Source organism: Stenotrophomonas sp. YJH_SMC_6 (assembly GCF_059371335.1).
Window position 1 is genome coordinate 56,762 of the sequence record NZ_JCAFUM010000013.1, and the last position, 13,566, is coordinate 70,327.

Sequence of the window (13,566 nt, forward strand, 5' to 3'; positions counted from 1 at the left end):
CACTTTAGACGCCCTTTTGAATCACGCCGAAGAACACCATGACGGCGGTAACCGCGATCCACAGAATGGCCAGCGGGATGAAGACCTTCCAGCCCAGGCGCATGATCTGGTCGTAGCGGAAACGCGGGAAGCTGGCACGGAACCAGATGTAGGCACTGGCGAAGAAGAACACCTTGACGAACAGCCACGGTGCACCGCCCTTCCAGATCCAGTCGACCAGCGGCGAGACATCGCCGAAGTTGACCCAGCCCTGGACCGGGCTCAGCCAGCCGCCGAGGAAGAAGATCGAGATCAGGAAGCTGATCAGGATCATGTTCGCGTATTCGGCCAGGAAGAACAGCGCGAAGGCACCGCCGGAGTATTCGACCATGTGGCCGGCGACGATTTCCGATTCGCCTTCCACCACGTCGAACGGCGCGCGGTTGGTTTCAGCCACGCCCGACACCCAGTAGATGACGAACAGCGGGAACAGCGGCAGCAGGAACCAGTCGAAGAAGCCGGAGCTGCCGGCCTGCGCCATCACGATGTTGCTCAGGTTCAGGCTGCCAGCGGCGATCATCACGCCGACCAGGGCGAAGCCCATGGCGATTTCGTAGCTGATCATCTGCGCCGAGGCGCGCATGGCACCCAGGAACGCGTACTTCGAGTTGGACGCCCAACCGGCCAGGATGATGCCGTAGATGCCCAGCGAGGTCATCGCCAGCAGGTACAGCAGGCCGGCGTTGGCATTGGACAGCACGATCTGCGAATCGAAGGGGACCACCGACCAGGCCGCGAAGGCCGGGGCCAGGGTGATCAGCGGTGCCAGCAGGTAGATCGCCTTGTTGGCGCTGCTCGGCTGGACCACTTCCTTGAACAGCAGCTTGAAGACGTCGGCGAAGGCCTGGAAGATGCCCATGCCCACGTACATCGGGCCGTGGCGGACGTGCATCCAGCCGATCAGCTTGCGTTCCCAGACCACGTAGAAGGCCACCGAGATGATCACCGGAACGGTGATCACCAGGATCTTCAGGATGATCCAGATCAGCGCGCCGATGTCACCGAGGCCAAGCAGCCACTGGTGCAGCGGGTCGACCGCGTTCAACAGCAATTCGTTCATGCAGCCACCACCGTTACGCGAGCGGCACCCAGCGGCGCGGTCGCGCCGTGGCCCGATTCAATCCAGACCGAACCCGCAGCGACGCGGGCGTCGACCACCACCGGCAGGGTGGCCTTGCCGGCATCGGTGCCGACCTTGGCCATCTGCCCTTCCTGCAGCTGCAGGCGAGCGGCATCTTCAGCGTTCAGCACGATGCGCGGGGCGTTGTTGAGCGGATGCGACTGCAGTGCCGGGGCGCGACGGACCACCGCATCGGTGCGGTAGATCGCGGCGGTCGAAGCCACTTCCAGGCCTTCGCCGGCAATCACCGGCTGCGCCGAAGCGGCAACGGTGACCGACACCGGGGCCAGGCTGGCACGCAGGCCGGCCAGGTCGGTGAAGTCGAAACCGGCCAGCGCCATGTCGCCGCCCAGTGCGCGCAGCACGCGCCAGCCTTCACGGGCCTCGCCCGGCAGCTTGCCGCCGGCACGGGCCGACTGCTCGCGACCATCGAGATTGGTCAGGGTGGCGTCGATTTCCGGCAGCGCACCGATCGGCAGGATCACGTCGGCGACGTCGCGGGTCGAGGCACAGGCGAACTGGCTGAAGGCCACCACCTGGGCACCGGCCAGCGCCTTGCGCGCGGCAGGTGCATCGGCGAAATCCAGGCCCGGCTCCAGGCCGTACACCACGTAGGCCTGGCGCGGCTGCGCCAGCATCGCGGCGACGTCCTTGCCGGCCGGCAGCACGCCGGCGCGGGTCAGGCCCACGGCGTTGGCGCCCTGCGGGATGCGGCACAGCTTGGCACCGGTGGCGGCGGCGAAGTCACGCGCGGCGGCGCGGATGGCGGCAGCCTGCGGGTGGTTTTCGGCGATGCCACCAACGATCAGCACGGTGTTGTTGCCGCCCTGCACCGCCGAACGCAGCTCGGCGTTGGCCAGCGCGTCGACGAACTTCGACGGTGCAACGATCTGCTTGCCGGCAATGCTGAAGGCGAAGTCGAAGTCCACCGGATTGACGACGTGGATCTTCGCGCCCTTGGTGGTCTGCGCCTTGCGCAGGCGGGCGTGCAGCAGCGGCAGTTCGTGGCGGATGTTGCTGCCCAGAACGACGATGCGGTCGGCGCCTTCGATTTCGGCCAGCGGCAGGCCGAACACTTCGGCGGTTGCAGCGTCGGAGAAATCACGGTTGTTGATGCGGTGGTCGATGTTGCTCGAGCCCAGGCCCTTGGCCAGGCGGGCCAGCAGCGCGCCTTCCTCGTTCGAGGTGGACGGATGCACCAGCACGCCCAGGTTGTCGCCCTGGTTGGCCTTGAGGATCTCGACGGCCGCGGCCAGGCCTTCGGCCCAGCTCACTTCCTTCCACTCGCCATTGACCTTGCGCAGCGGCTTGACCGCACGGTCTTCGCTGTACAGACCCTGGTGCGAGTAGCGGTCACGGTCGGACAGCCAGCACTCGTTCACCGCTTCGTTGTCGCGCGGCACGGTGCGCAGCACTTCGCCGCGACGCACGTGCAGGAACAGGTTCGAACCCATCGCGTCGTGGTAGCCCAGCGACTCGCGCGCGGTCAGTTCCCACGGGCGGGCGCGGAACTGGAACACCTTGTTGGTCAGTGCGCCGACCGGGCAGACGTCGACGACGTTGCCGGACAGTTCGGTGGTCAGCGGCTTGCCGTCGAAGGTACCGATCTGCAGGTTCTCACCGCGGTACATGCCACCCAGTTCGTAGGTACCGGCGACGTCGGCGGTGAAGCGGACGCAGCGGGTGCACTGGATGCAGCGGGTCATCTCGGTGGCGACCAGCGGGCCCATGTCCTCGTCCGGCACCACGCGCTTGCGCTCGTTGAAGCGGCTGACCGAACGGCCATAGCCCAGCGACACGTCCTGCAGCTCGCACTCGCCGCCCTGATCGCAGATCGGGCAGTCGAGGGGGTGGTTGATGAGCAGGAACTCCATCACCGAGCGCTGGAACTTCAGTGCCTTCTCGCTGCGGGTGGCGACCTTCATGCCATCCATCACCGGAGTGGCGCAGGCCGGCGCCGGCTTCGGCGACTTTTCCACGTCCACCAGGCACATGCGGCAGTTGGCGGCGATCGGCAGCTTCTCGTGGTAGCAGAAGCGCGGAATCGAAATGCCGGCCTTGTCGGCCGCCTGGATGATCATCGAACCCTTGGGCACGACCAGCGACTTGCCATCGATTTCGATGGTCACGTGATCCGGTGGCACGTTCGGGTTTACGGGTTGCGCGCTCATGCGGCGGCTGCCTCCACCTTCTTGCCGTCAACCATCGAATGACCGTTGACGATGTAGTACTCGAATTCGTCCCAGAACTGGCGCAGGAAGCCCTGGATGGGCCATGCAGCCGCTTCACCGAACGCACAGATGGTGTGGCCTTCGATCTGGCCGGCCACCGCCTTCAGCTGGTGCAGGTCTTCCATCGTGGCCTTGCCGGCGACGATGCGCTCCAGCACGCGGTGCATCCAGCCGGTGCCCTCACGGCACGGGGTGCACTGGCCACAGGATTCCTTGTGGAAGAACTGGCTGATACGGCAGGCGAACTTGACGCAGCAGACGCTGTCGTCGAGCACCACGATCGCGCCCGAACCCAGGCCGGAGCCCAGTGCACGGATGGTGTCGTAGTCCATCGGCAAGTCCTTCAGCTCGGCCGCGGTCAGCACCGGCATCGACACGCCGCCCGGGATCGCACCCTTCAGCGTGCGGCCCGGACGCAGGCCACCGGCCATTTCCAGCAGGTCGTGGAATTTGGTGCCGAGCGGCACTTCGAAGTTGCCGCCATTCTGCACGCAGCCGGACACCGAGAAGCACTTCGGACCGCCGTTGGCGGTCAGGCTCAGGCCCTTGAACCACTCCGGACCGTTGCGGATGATCGCCGGCACCGAGCCATAGGTTTCGGTGTTGTTGATCGTCGACGGCTTGCCGTACAGGCCGAAATTGGCCGGGAACGGCGGCTTGTAGCGCGGCTGGCCCTTCTTGCCCTCCAGCGATTCCATCAGCGCGGTTTCTTCGCCGCAGATGTACGCGCCGGCGCCCAGCGCGCCGTAGATGTCGATGTCCACGCCGCTGCCGAGGATGTTCTTGCCCAGCCAGCCGTTCGCATAGGCGTCGGCCAGGGCCTGCTCGAAGTGCTCGAACGGCTCGTGGTGGAACTCACCGCGCAGGTAGTTGTAACCCACGGTCGAACCGGTGGCGTAGCAGGCGATCGCCATGCCTTCCACCACCGAATGCGGGTTGTAGCGCAGGATGTCGCGGTCCTTGCAGGTGCCCGGCTCGGATTCGTCCGAGTTGCAGAGGATGTACTTCTGCATGTTGCCCTTGGGCATGAAGGACCACTTCAGGCCGGTCGGGAAGCCTGCGCCACCGCGGCCGCGCAGGCCCGAGGCCTTGACCATCTCGATGACCTGCTCCGGCGGGATCTTCTCTTCGAGGATCTTGCGCAGGGCGGCGTAGCCACCGGTCTTCAGGTAGCTTTCGTACGACCACGGGGTGTCGTAATGCAGGGTGGTGTAGACCACCTGGTGCGGCAGCGGCGCGGGGCCGACTGGACCCTTGGATTCGTGGTGATGTGCCATGCCCTTACTCCAGCCCGTCCAGCAGCTCGTCGACCTTTTCCAGGGTCAGACGCTCATGGTAGTGACCGTTGATGACCATCATCGGCGCGCCACCGCAGCCAGCCAGGCACTCTTCCTCGCGCTTGAGGTAGACGCGGCCGTCCGGGGTCGATTCACCGTGCTTGATGCCCAGCTTCTTCTCGCAATGGCGCACGATGTCCTCGGCGCCATTGAGCCAGCAGCTGATGTTGGTGCAGATGGCCACGTTGTTGCGGCCCACCTTCTCGGTCTCGAACATCGAGTAGAAGCTGGCGACCTCGTAGGCCCACACCGGCGGCAGGTCCAGGTACTTGGCCACGCCGGCGATCAGTTCGTCGGTCAGCCAGCCCTGGTTCTGCTCCTGGGCCGCATGCAGGCCCTGCAGCACGGCAGAGCGCTTGCGGTCCGGCGGGAACTTGGACAGCCAGTGATCGATGTGAGCGCGGGTCTTGTCGCTCAGCACCACCATCGGGTCGACGTCGCGCGCCGCCTCGAAATTACCTGTCGCCTTCATCGGCCGACCTCAGCGAAATGCATAACGTGAAATTCCAGAAACTGCGGCGCCGGCTTGCGCCGGCTGCCTGCAGCGGGCGTTGGCGTGGCGGACGGCATTACCGGTCAACCTCGCCGAACACCAGGTCGTAGGTACCGATCATCGCCACCACGTCGGCCAGCATGTGGCCGCGCACGATCGAATCGATCGAGGACAGGTGGGCGAAGCCCGGCGCACGCAGGTGCACGCGGAACGGCTTGTTGGCGCCATCGGAGACCAGGTAGCAGCCGAATTCGCCCTTCGGGGCTTCCACCGCCGAGTAGGTCTCGCCGGCCGGCACGCAGTAGCCTTCGCTGAACAGCTTGAAGTGGTGGATCAGCGCTTCCATGTCGTCCTTCATGTCCTCGCGCCTGGGCGGAGCGACCTTGAAGTTCTTCACCATCACCGGGCCCGGGTTGGCCTTCAGCCACGCCACGCACTGCTTGATGATGCGGTTGGATTCGCGCATTTCGGCAACGCGGACCAGGTAACGGTCGTAGCAGTCGCCTTCCTTGCCCAGCGGGATGTCGAAATCGACGGCATCGTACTTGGCGTACGGGCGCTTCTTGCGCAGGTCCCAGGCCACGCCCGAGCCACGCAGCATCACGCCGGTCATGCCCCACTGGTGCGCCAGTTCCGGCGTCACCACGCCGATGCCGACGGTACGCTGCTTCCAGATACGGTTGTCGGTCAGCAGGGTTTCGTATTCGTCGATGCGCTTGGGGAACTCGACGGTGAAGTTCTCCAGGAAGTCCAGCAGCGAGCCCTCGCGCGAAGCATTGAGCTGCTTCAGCGCCTTGCCCTTGTGCCAGCGCGACTCCTTGTACTTCGGCATGTGGTCCGGCAGGTCGCGGTAGACACCGCCCGGACGGTAGTACGCCGCGTGCATGCGTGCGCCAGAGACTGCTTCATAGCAGTCCATCAGCTCTTCGCGCTCGCGGAAGGCGTACAGCATCACCGCCATCGCACCCAGGTCGAGCGCGTTGGAGCCCAGCCACATCAGGTGGTTGAGGATGCGGGTGATCTCGTCGTACATGGTGCGGATGTACTGCGCACGCTCCGGCGCCTCGATGCCCATCAGGGTCTCGATCGCGCGCACGTAGGCGTGCTCGTTGCACATCATCGACACGTAATCCAGGCGATCCATGTAGCCGATCGACTGGTTGAACGGCTTGGACTCGGCCAGCTTTTCGGTACCACGGTGCAGCAGACCCACGTGCGGGTCGGCGCGCATGATGGTTTCACCGTCCATTTCCAGGATCAGGCGCAGCACACCGTGAGCGGCCGGATGCTGCGGGCCGAAGTTCATGGTGTAGTTGCGGATTTCCTGCCGGCTTTCGGCGGCGTTGCTGGCGAATGCTTCGCCGGCCTGGTGTACGTGGCTCACTTCACTGCCTCCTGCGCGCGCTCACCTTCTGCGGTCTGCAGACGGGCGTCGTCGCGGATCACGCGCGGCACGCCGACGCGCGGCTCCACCGAGGTGACCGGTTCGTAGATCACGCGCTTCTTTTCTTCGTCGTAGCGGACTTCGACATTGCCGATCAGCGGGAAGTCCTTGCGGAACGGATGGCCGACGAAACCGTAGTCGGTCAGGATCCGGCGCAGGTCCGGGTGGCCTTCGAAGATCACGCCGTACAGGTCGAACGCTTCGCGCTCGAACCAGTTCAGGCCCGGCCAGATGCCGGTCAGCGAGGACACCACCGGCAGTGCTTCGTCAGGGGCGAAGCAGCGCAGGTGCATCATCAGGTTGTGCTGGTACGAGCGCAGCTGGGCGACCACGGCGAAACGCTGGGTCGGCATGTGCTGCGGGCGGGCGCCGTCGGCGCCATTTTCCTCGGTGGGGAACTCGCCCCACGCGAAGCGGCCCTGGGCCTTGCCTTCGACGCCACGGCTGAAGCCCTGCGAGGACACGTCGGCGGTGTCCCATTCGTCGGAGCCATAACCGAGGTAGTCGACGCCGCAGAGATCCACGGCCTGCTCGAAACCAAACTCGTCACGCAGCGCCAGCGCGGTGGCATGCCACTCGGCGGCAGGCACCTCCAGCGTCACTTCGCCGCGGGGTTCGACCACGATGACCTTCGCACCAGCGAAACGTGCGGAGAGTCGGTCGATGAAGGATGCTTGCTCTGCCATGGGGGCTTGGCGCGCTCTTGTAGTGTGGAAGGGTCAGCGGGCGATGGTCTGTGTACGCCAGATCTTCTTCTGCAGCTGCAGGATCCCGTACACCAGCGCCTCGGCGGTCGGCGGGCAACCCGGGACGTAGACGTCCACCGGCACCACGCGATCACAGCCGCGCACGACAGAATAGGAGTAGTGGTAATAGCCGCCACCATTGGCGCAGCTACCCATCGAGATGACCCACTTCGGGTCCGGCATCTGGTCGTAGACCTTGCGCAGCGCCGGGGCCATCTTGTTGACCAGGGTACCGGCCACGATCATCACGTCGGACTGGCGCGGCGACGGGCGGAACACCACGCCGTAGCGGTCAAGGTCCAGGCGCGCGGCGCCGGCGTGCATCATCTCGACCGCGCAGCAGGCCAGACCAAAGGTCATCGGCCACATCGAGCCGGTGCGCGCCCAGTTCAGCAGTGCATCGACGCTGGTGGTGACGAAGCCCTTTTCCAGCAGCGGGTTGTCGCCTTCCGGCCGCAGGATGTCATCAACCCGGCCTTCCGGCGTGGGGTTGTTCATGAGGCCATCGAGAGTCTGAATCACTCCCATTCCAGCGCTCCCTTCTTCCAGACGTAAATGAAACCGAGGAACAGCATGCCGACGAACAGGCCCATGGTGACGAGCGAACGCGCGCCCAGCTCCATGAAGACCTGGGTCCACGGCACGATGAAGATGATTTCCAGGTCGAAGACGATGAACTGGATCGCGATCAGGTAGTAGCGCACGTCGAACTTCATGCGCGCGTCTTCGAAGGCCTCGAAGCCGCACTCGTACGGCGACAGCTTTTCCAGATCGGGGCGGCGGGGACCGAGGAATCGACCAACCAGCATCAGCGTAATGCCGATACCGGTGGCAACGATCAGAAACAGCAGAGACGGCAAATATTCGGCCAGCACAGCGATTCTCTCTTGCCTCTGCCGCTGCGCCTGCAGGCGCTTTGGCATGGGGGAGTGGACGGGAATCTACCTGGCGCCTTGCGCGCCAGGCGAACCCGCTTTACTTACAAATGGTGCCCAAGAGGGGACTCGAACCCCTACGACCTAAGTCGCTACCACCTCAAGGTAGTGCGTCTACCAATTCCGCCACCTGGGCAAACGATCACATCAGACTATCTTCCCGATGCGCCGCGTATTGTAACCGGCTTCAGTGTTTCTGGGAGCCTTCCGAAGGCTTTTCTTCACCAGAAACCGAAGATTCCGCCTGAGCCGGCACATTCGCGGCCGGAACCGGGGCGGCCGGGACCGCATCAGCCTTCGGAACGGCCGGCAATTCGCCTGCCGGAGCCGCCGGAGCGACCGCCGCCGGGGCGGACATCAAGCCCAGATCCTGGTCGGCCGCCGGACGACTGCCATGACCGGCATACCAGGCCATGAAGAGGCTGATGCCGAAGAACACGACGGCCAGCCACTTGGTCGACTTGGACAGGAAGTTCGAGGCGCCACGCGCACCGAACACCGTACCCGAGGCGCCGGCACCAAAGCCCGAACCCGCCGCCGCACCCGAGCCACGCTGCATCAGGATCAGCGCGATCATGGCCACAGCGACCAGCACGTAGACGACATTGAGGATCAACATCAGCATTGGAAACCGCCCTCGGACAATACTTCTAGGATTAGTTCGCGGCCGCCGCCCTTGCGATGGCCAAGAAGTCCGCAGCCACCAGGGAGGCGCCGCCGACCAGCCCACCATCGACATCCGGCTGCGCGAACAGTTCCCCGGCATTGTCGGGCTTCACGCTACCGCCGTAAACAATGGGCAGTGAATCAGCGATTCTAGCATCGATACGCGCGACTTCGCCACGGATGAACGCGTGCACCTGCTGTGCCTGCTCCTTGGTGGCGGTACGGCCGGTACCGATGGCCCAGACCGGCTCATAGGCGACCACAGCCTGGGCGAAACCGGCCGCGCCAACCAGCTCCAGCACCGGTGCCAGCTGGCTGGCGATGACCGCTTCGGTCTGCCCGGCCTCGCGCTGTTCCAGGGTCTCGCCCACGCACAGCACCGGCACCAGGCCGGCGTGTTGGGCGGCGGCGAACTTGCGCGCGACCAGCTCGCTGCTCTCGTGGTGGTACTGGCGGCGCTCGGAATGGCCGACCAGGCCATAGCGGGCCCCGACCTCGACCAGCATGGCCGCGCAGACCTCGCCGGTGTAGGCGCCCTTCTCGTTGCTGCTCACGTCCTGCGCGCCAAAGGCCAGGCCGGTCTCGCCGAAGTCCTCGACCAGCTCGCCCAGGTACGGCAGCGGCGGCAGGATCACCACGTCCACCCCCTCCAGCGGCAGCCCGGCAGCCACCTGCCCCAGCAGTTCATTGGCGAATTGACGGCTGCCATGCAGCTTCCAGTTTCCGGCGACGATCTTGCGGCGCATGAGCGGGTGGCTCCTGTGTGAAGTCAGCCGGTCATGATACCCGCTGCGGCAAAAATCCGTTTCCTTGTAAGCGGTTACATGGATTTTCAGCCAATGGCGCAGCCCCTCGTGGCGGGGGGGGGCGGGGGGCGGGGTTTGGTTGCTCGCGGAGAGCCAGGCTAGATCCAGGGCTTGGCCGGGCGGGTGGGACTGCGCAGGGGACGCTGCAAGTACGTCCATGTAAGCTCGATCGCCGCATCCATGCGGCTCACGCCCCTGCGCAGCCCCACCCACCCGGCCTCTGACACAGTCCGGCGGTTCCGCCCGCCACGGAAAGAAAAAAGAAGAGCAAGAGCAAAGGCAAAAGCTGCATTCCGGGTTGATGCTGGCTGGACCAACCTCTACCCCACTTCGTTCCGACAGATCTCATCCACGCAAGGCGTGGATCTACCGCGTCGACCAAGGTCGACACCCACCAACCGTCACTGGGAAACTGTCGAAGGCGGGGAGGTGTGGGTTGGCAGGACCGTTGGCGCCATGGATGGCGCCATCGAGCCCCCCCCCCCCCGGGGTGAGGGCGTTTTGCTTGCGAAGCACTGCTTCGCAAGCGCCCGAACGCACAGCCGCCAGCGGCTGGGCCGGTCTGGAGGTTCACGGCGTGTCCTGCCAACCCACACCGCCCCGCCCAACACGCAGAAACCCAGAGCCGCTTTGGCTTTGGACTTGCCGGCCAGCGGCCGGCACTACCGCGGGTGCAGGGTGCAACCCTGCAAAGACAAAGGCCGCCTTTCGGCGGCCTCACTTTTCTTTACTTCAGCTTGATCTCGCGCAGGCGCTCCTCGAGGAAGCCGTGGGCGGTGATCGGCTCCGGGTACCGGCTCGGGTTCTCCGGGGTGATGCACGAGGGCAGCACGTCGATCAGGAAATCCGGGTTCGGGTGCAGGAAGAACGGCACCGAGTAGCGCGGCTGGCGGGCCAGCTCGCCCGGGGGGTTGACCACGCGATGGATCGTCGACGGGTACACATGGTTGGTCAGGCGCTGCAGCATGTCGCCGATGTTGACCACGATGGTGTCCGCGTCCGAGGTGAACGGCACCCACTCGCCCTCATGCGACTGCACCTCCAGGCCCGCGGCGCTGGCGCCGACCAGCAGGGTGATGAAGTTGATGTCGCCATGCGCGCCGGCACGCACGTTCGGGATGTCGTCGGTGGTGATCGGCGGGTAGTGGATCGGGCGCAGGATCGAGTTGCCGAAGTTGGTCTTGTCGGCGAAGAAGTCTTCCGGCAGGCCGATGTGCAGGGCCAGCGCGGACAGCACGCGCGAACCCAGGTTGTCCAGCGCCTGGTACAGGCCGTAGCCGCGCTCACGGAAGCCCTCGACCTCGGTCGGCCACAGGTTCGGTGCCATCACATCGCGGTACTTGGAGTCGTCGGCGATTTCACGACCGATGTGCCAGAACTCCTTCAGGTCGAAGTGCTTGGAGCCCTTGGCGGTTTCCACGCCGAACGGGGTATAGCCGCGGGCGCCGCCGCTGCCGGCCACGTGGTACTTGCGCTTGACCTCTTCCGGCAGCGCGAAGAAGGCCTTGAAGGCAACGTAGGCCGCGTCGATGTCGGCCTGCGGAATGCCGTGGTTGCGGATGCCCGCGAATCCCCATTGGCGGTAGGCCGCGCCCAGCTCGGCCACGAAGGCCTCGCGGTCGCTGTCGAAACGGGTGATGTCGAGGGTGGGGATCTGGCTCACAGCAATTCCTGGCTTGTCATTGGGTCTGGGGGGCCTGCGCATTCATGGCCCGCCTGAACATTGTGACAGATCACCCGGCGGACGCTACTCGATCCTCGGAAACAAATCGATACAATGCGCGACCTGCGCACAATTTAACGAATCCATCACGTTGGCAGCGCAAGCCCCGACCGCGCCTCCCCGACCCGACGCACCATGCCCGACGCCCCAGCCGCCATCGCTCTTCCCTCTGCGGGCCCTGCCCTTCGCTGGCGCCGGCTTGCGTGGTGGTCCCTGTTCGTTCTGGGCAATGCGCTGCTGGCGACGATGATCACCCTCGGCAACGTGCCGCTGTACGACAACCCGGGCGGCCACCAGGGCCTGGCCTATCTCGCGATTGCCCTGCCCGGGCACCTGCTCGCCTTCGGCGCGCTGGCCGGCGCGCTGCCACTGCTGCTGGGCCTGTGGCCGCGCAGCGCGCGCACGCTGAACATCAGTGCGGTACTGCTGCAGGGCTTGTGGTTGTGCCTGCTGCTGGTCGACGCCAAGGTGTTCACCCTGTACCGCTTCCACCTCAATGCCATGGTCCTGAACATGGTGTTCGGCGGCGCCCTGCAGGACCAGGTTGCGTTGTCGTGGAAGACCTGGGTGCAGGTCGGCCTGCTGGTGGCGGCCATTTTCACCGCCGAGGGCATCCTGGCCTGGGCGTGCTGGAAGCTGCTGCCGGCCGCGCCCCGCCGGCGCAGGGTGCTGCAGGCCTGGGCGGTGGTCGCCCTGCTGATGGCGAGCGGCCAGGTGGCCACCGCCTACTACGACGCACGCGGCGACCGTGACGTGATTGCCCAGTGGAACTACCTGCCCTGGGCCCAGCCGATCACCGCCAAGAGCTTCATGCGCAGGCTGGGCGTGGTCAGTGAACAGCAGGTCGGCCTGCCCGATCCTCGCCATGCGCAGCTGCTGTATCCGCTGCAGCCACTGCGCTGCCAGAGCCCACAGCGGCCCAATGTACTGATGGTCGTGCTGGAATCGCTGCGCCACGATGCGCTTACTCCGCAGATCATGCCGAACACCTCGGCACTGGCGGCCTCCGCTCGTGTCTACGACCGCCATTTCAGCACGGGCAACGCCACCCGCTATGGCCTGTTCGGCCTGCTCTACGGCCTGCCGGGCGGCTACTGGCAAAGCATGCTTGACGAACAGCGCGGCTCACAGCTGTTCAAGGTGCTGGGCCAGCAGGGGTACGACCTGCATCTGTACGGCAGCGCGCCGATGTACAGCCCGGAATTCGACCGCACTGCATTTGCGGACGTCCGCGACCAGCTGCACCAGGGCCCGCCCGGCCTGGGTTCGGAAGGCCGTGACAGCAGCATCGTGGCCTCGCTTCAGAAGGACATCCGTGCAAGCCAGGCAGCGCACACGCCGTGGTTCGGCTTCGTCTTCCTCGATTCCACCCATGCGCCCTACCACATGCCCGCAGGCTACCCGCCGCTGGCGACCCCGATGGCGCAGGAAATCGACTTCCTCAGGTTCGGTCCGGACCACGACCCGGCCCCGGAACTGAACCGTTACCGGACCGCCGTGCATTACGCCGACAGCCTCGTCGGCACCCTGCTGGACGATCTGCGCGCGCAGGGCCTGGATCAGAACACCATCGTCCTGGTCACCGGCGACCACGCCGAGGAGTTCAACGACCTGAAGCTGAACTACTGGGGCCACAACGGCAACTTCTCCGACTACCAGCTGCAGGTACCGTTCGTGCTGCACTGGCCCGGCCAGGCCAGCGGCCATGAGACACGCACCAGTTCACATGAGGACTGGGTGCCGACGTTGATGCGCCACGCCCTGGGCTGCGAGAACGCACTGAGCGACTTCAGCACCGGCCAGGATCTGCTGGCCGAACCCGCAGGCGAGCGCGCACTGGTGGTGGAAAGCTGGTCACAACGCGCCGTCCGCCATGGCAATGGCATCTACGTGTTCGACAAGTTCGGCAATGCGACGGCGCTTGACCTGCATTACCGCCCGCTGCCGCGCCAGGCCCCGGATGCCGGCGCCGTCCGTACCGCATGGGAAGCGCTGACCCGCTTCCGCAACCGCTGACCACAGAGGA

General features: G+C 65.4%; 12 protein-coding genes and 1 tRNA gene. 1 reads left to right on the forward strand and 12 read right to left on the reverse strand.

Annotated elements, in window-relative coordinates:
• Nucleotides 1–4: 4 nt before the first annotated feature.
• From nuoH to AC5P9N_RS15680, 12 genes are all read right to left on the reverse strand, one after another.
• Nucleotides 5–1,099, reverse strand: coding sequence for an NADH-quinone oxidoreductase subunit NuoH (nuoH, locus tag AC5P9N_RS15625; RefSeq protein WP_005410457.1), 1,095 nt, complete (start codon nucleotides 1,097–1,099; stop codon nucleotides 5–7).
• Nucleotides 1,096–3,330: an NADH-quinone oxidoreductase subunit NuoG gene (gene nuoG / locus AC5P9N_RS15630; RefSeq protein WP_099484387.1), complete on the reverse strand. Its 2,235-nt coding sequence runs from the start codon at nucleotides 3,328–3,330 to the stop codon at nucleotides 1,096–1,098. The genes nuoH and nuoG overlap by 4 nt, the downstream gene beginning before the upstream one ends.
• A complete protein-coding gene (gene nuoF / locus AC5P9N_RS15635; RefSeq protein WP_010486436.1) occupies nucleotides 3,327–4,667 on the reverse strand; it encodes an NADH-quinone oxidoreductase subunit NuoF in 1,341 nt (446 codons plus the stop codon). Before nuoF ends, nuoG begins: the two co-directional genes overlap by 4 nt.
• Nucleotides 4,668–4,671: 4 nt before the next feature.
• On the reverse strand, nucleotides 4,672–5,199 hold the full coding sequence (gene nuoE / locus AC5P9N_RS15640; protein ID WP_005410460.1) for an NADH-quinone oxidoreductase subunit NuoE: 528 nt from the start codon (nucleotides 5,197–5,199) through the stop codon (nucleotides 4,672–4,674).
• A 97-nt stretch (nucleotides 5,200–5,296) separates the two neighbouring features.
• Nucleotides 5,297–6,604, reverse strand: a complete 1,308-nt coding sequence (locus AC5P9N_RS15645) for an NADH-quinone oxidoreductase subunit D (RefSeq protein WP_005410461.1) — start codon at nucleotides 6,602–6,604, stop codon at nucleotides 5,297–5,299.
• Complete coding sequence (locus AC5P9N_RS15650; protein WP_005410462.1) at nucleotides 6,601–7,350, reverse strand: NADH-quinone oxidoreductase subunit C; 750 nt, start codon at nucleotides 7,348–7,350, stop codon at nucleotides 6,601–6,603. The genes AC5P9N_RS15645 and AC5P9N_RS15650 overlap by 4 nt, the downstream gene beginning before the upstream one ends.
• Before the next feature lie 33 nt (nucleotides 7,351–7,383).
• Nucleotides 7,384–7,938, reverse strand: a complete 555-nt coding sequence (locus AC5P9N_RS15655; RefSeq protein WP_005410463.1) for a NuoB/complex I 20 kDa subunit family protein — start codon at nucleotides 7,936–7,938, stop codon at nucleotides 7,384–7,386.
• Nucleotides 7,929–8,285 carry an NADH-quinone oxidoreductase subunit A gene (locus AC5P9N_RS15660; RefSeq protein WP_005414075.1) on the reverse strand — a complete coding sequence of 119 codons (357 nt, stop codon included), beginning with the start codon at nucleotides 8,283–8,285 and terminating at the stop codon, nucleotides 7,929–7,931. The genes AC5P9N_RS15655 and AC5P9N_RS15660 overlap by 10 nt, the downstream gene beginning before the upstream one ends.
• A 111-nt stretch (nucleotides 8,286–8,396) precedes the next feature.
• Nucleotides 8,397–8,481: transfer RNA gene (locus AC5P9N_RS15665), tRNA-Leu, on the reverse strand.
• 51 nt (nucleotides 8,482–8,532) lie between these two features.
• Nucleotides 8,533–8,970, reverse strand: a complete 438-nt coding sequence (gene secG / locus AC5P9N_RS15670; RefSeq protein ID WP_005410465.1) for a preprotein translocase subunit SecG — start codon at nucleotides 8,968–8,970, stop codon at nucleotides 8,533–8,535.
• 31 nt (nucleotides 8,971–9,001) lie between these two features.
• The gene (tpiA, locus tag AC5P9N_RS15675) at nucleotides 9,002–9,757 is read right to left on the reverse strand and encodes a triose-phosphate isomerase (protein ID WP_005410466.1); all 756 of its coding nucleotides are present in this window, start codon (nucleotides 9,755–9,757) and stop codon (nucleotides 9,002–9,004) included.
• 787 nt (nucleotides 9,758–10,544) lie between these two features.
• The gene (locus tag AC5P9N_RS15680) at nucleotides 10,545–11,522 is read right to left on the reverse strand and encodes an isopenicillin N synthase family dioxygenase (protein WP_099484888.1); all 978 of its coding nucleotides are present in this window, start codon (nucleotides 11,520–11,522) and stop codon (nucleotides 10,545–10,547) included.
• 153 nt (nucleotides 11,523–11,675) lie between these two features.
• Here AC5P9N_RS15680 and AC5P9N_RS15685 point away from each other — a divergent pair, with 153 nt between their 5' ends.
• Nucleotides 11,676–13,556 (forward strand): DUF3413 domain-containing protein, encoded by a 1,881-nt coding sequence (locus AC5P9N_RS15685; protein WP_012480882.1) that lies wholly within the window; start codon nucleotides 11,676–11,678, stop codon nucleotides 13,554–13,556.
• Nucleotides 13,557–13,566: the final 10 nt, after the last annotated feature.

Coding starts and splice junctions, on each gene's coding strand:
- nuoG (WP_099484387.1), bottom strand. CDS start 3,330: ATGAGCGCGCAACCCGTAAACCCGAACGTGCCACCGGATCACGTGACC.
- AC5P9N_RS15685 (WP_012480882.1), top strand. CDS start 11,676: ATGCCCGACGCCCCAGCCGCCATCGCTCTTCCCTCTGCGGGCCCTGCC.
- nuoE (WP_005410460.1), bottom strand. CDS start 5,199: ATGAAGGCGACAGGTAATTTCGAGGCGGCGCGCGACGTCGACCCGATG.
- tpiA (WP_005410466.1), bottom strand. CDS start 9,757: ATGCGCCGCAAGATCGTCGCCGGAAACTGGAAGCTGCATGGCAGCCGT.
- AC5P9N_RS15655 (WP_005410463.1), bottom strand. CDS start 7,938: ATGGGAGTGATTCAGACTCTCGATGGCCTCATGAACAACCCCACGCCG.
- nuoH (WP_005410457.1), bottom strand. CDS start 1,099: ATGAACGAATTGCTGTTGAACGCGGTCGACCCGCTGCACCAGTGGCTG.
- nuoF (WP_010486436.1), bottom strand. CDS start 4,667: ATGGCACATCACCACGAATCCAAGGGTCCAGTCGGCCCCGCGCCGCTG.
- AC5P9N_RS15650 (WP_005410462.1), bottom strand. CDS start 7,350: ATGGCAGAGCAAGCATCCTTCATCGACCGACTCTCCGCACGTTTCGCT.
- secG (WP_005410465.1), bottom strand. CDS start 8,970: ATGCTGATGTTGATCCTCAATGTCGTCTACGTGCTGGTCGCTGTGGCC.
- AC5P9N_RS15680 (WP_099484888.1), bottom strand. CDS start 11,522: ATGCGCAGGCCCCCCAGACCCAATGACAAGCCAGGAATTGCTGTGAGC.